At 76.7% G+C, this 1,986-nt stretch carries 2 protein-coding genes and 1 pseudogene; all 3 read right to left on the reverse strand.

Translation table 11 applies throughout. From position 1 onward, the window contains the following. Positions 1–101: 101 nt before the first annotated feature. Positions 102–791 carry an acyl carrier protein gene (locus K377_RS41025; protein WP_161195122.1) on the reverse strand — a complete coding sequence of 230 codons (690 nt, stop codon included), beginning with the start codon at positions 789–791 and terminating at the stop codon, positions 102–104. Positions 792–874: 83 nt separating this feature from the next. Continuing rightward, complete coding sequence (locus tag K377_RS41030; RefSeq protein ID WP_111668707.1) at positions 875–1,072, reverse strand: acyl-CoA carboxylase subunit epsilon; 198 nt, start codon at positions 1,070–1,072, stop codon at positions 875–877. A 100-nt stretch (positions 1,073–1,172) separates the two neighbouring features. After that, positions 1,173–1,986 (reverse strand): annotated as a pseudogene (locus K377_RS42005) (hypothetical protein); the annotation flags it as partial.

The raw sequence follows: 1,986 nt of genomic DNA on the forward strand, positions 1-1,986 counted from the left end.
GGGCGGTCAGCAAGGTCACCGCCTGTTCCCGGGCCAGCGTGCCGCTCTTGAACCGGGTGAGTATCTCCCTGGTGTCCATGGGGATCCTTGTCCGGGCGGGGTCAGGCGGACGGGGACGCCAGCAGGGCGGTGGCCTCGTCGACGGTGAGCATGTCGGCGCGCACGGCGTCGAGCAGCGCGGTCACCTCGTCCGGGGTGAGGGCGGGCGGGGCCGGCGGGACGGCGGCCTCCACCGGCCGGGGGGCGGCCGGTCCGGCGCCGGCCGGGACGCCCGCGATGTGCGCGGCCATCGCCGCGAGGTCGCGGTGGTCGTACAGCGTGGCGGGCCGCTCGCAGAGACCGAAGGCGTCGTTGACGCGGGCCACGAACTCACCGGCGAGCAGGGAGTCGAGGCCGAGCTGGGGGAAGGGGACGGCCGGGTCGATGTCGCGCGGGTCGCAGCGCAGGATGTCCGCGAGCTGTCCGCGCAGGGTGGCGCGCACCTCGGACTCCGTGCGCGCGGCACGCGGCACCGGCAGCAGGGTCCGCACATGGCGGGCCAGGGCGTCCGGCGTCGGGTGGTCGTAGAGCGCGGCGGCCATGACGCCGGTGCCGAAGCGGGCGTTGACGGCCGCCACCAGTTCGGCGGTGCGGATGGAGTCGAGGCCGAACGCCTGGAAGCGGCGGTGCGGGTCGATCCGCGCGGGCTCGACCCGCAGCACGGCGGCGAGTTCCCCGGTCACTCCGGCGAGTACGTCGGCCGTGGCACCGGCGGATGCCTCGTGCCACGTGGTCCGCGGCTCGCTGGTCATGGTGGACGCCTCCTGGATCGGTGTCGTTCTCCTGCGGGACGGGTCCGGGTCAGGCACCGTGGAGCGCGGCCGTGCCCGGCGGGTCATCGCCAGCTGTGCGGTGCCTGGTAGTCGTCGAGCCGCAGACGCCGGCGGCGGGGGCCCGGTCGCCCCTCGGCGCGCTTCGCCCGCGCCCGCGCGCGCAGGGTGAGCAGGACGACCGTGAGCACGGCGAGTTCCTCGTCACTGGCGCGGCCCCTCTCGACGCGGATGCCGAGCATGCCGTGGTTCGCATCGCCCATGGCCCCTCCTCCGGCGGTGGGGCCAGCGTCCCCGACCGGGCTCGACGTCCGCTCTCGTACCGCTGGAGCCGCCCGCGCGGGGACCCGGGCCGCGGCGACGTCAGCCGTACCGCTCCCGCAGCCGGACCAGAGCGCGGGCCAGTGCGCTCGCGCTGCTCTCCGCGTCCCCGACGCCCGTCATCACCACGGACGTCACCGCGCCGGTCCCCGCCGCGGCGGCGCGGCCGAGCGCGTACGCGACGGAGGCGGCGGGCCCGCTTCCGCACACCACCAGCCGGCCGCGCGGGCCCAGCAGCCGTGTCACGGCCGCGGGCAACGTGGCCGTCGGCCCGACGGGGCCCAGGGACACGACGTGCTCGGGCCCGTCGTAGGCGCGGACCAGCGCCTCGTACACGCCGGGCACCACTCCGGGGACCGTGACCAGGCAGATGACGTCCGCCCGCGGCCCTCCGCCGCGCAGCACCCGCGGGGCGGTGTCCGGCGCCGTGCGGGAGTGCCGTGCGGCGCGCGGCACTCCGGAACTCTCCAGCAGCGCGAGGACCTCCCCCACGGTGCCGGCCGGGCCCGGCCGGTCGGACAGGCTGCGCAGCAGGTGCACGCACTGCGACAGGGTCTGTGCGGCGTCGGCGTCGGAGAGTTCGGCGCGGTCGTGCGTCGCCGTCAGCAGCAGTCCGTCCGAGCCGTCGTGCTGGGCGACGAGCGTCACCGGCAGGCTGGTGCCCCCGCCGGCCCCGCGCGGGACGTCCACCTCGATGTCGCGGGCGGCGAGTTCGGACAGCAGCGCGGGCGGCAGTTCGGGCCGGGCATCGAACCGTACGAGCGTGTCGGTCAGCCGCGGATCGTGCTCCCGCCCGCTCCACCGCCGGACCCGGTCGCCGGAGACCCAGGCGTACGAGCTCAGGTCGAGCGCGGCA

This window comes from Streptomyces sp. PsTaAH-137, from assembly GCF_003259365.1.
Taxonomy (GTDB): Bacteria; Actinomycetota; Actinomycetes; order Streptomycetales; family Streptomycetaceae; genus Streptomyces.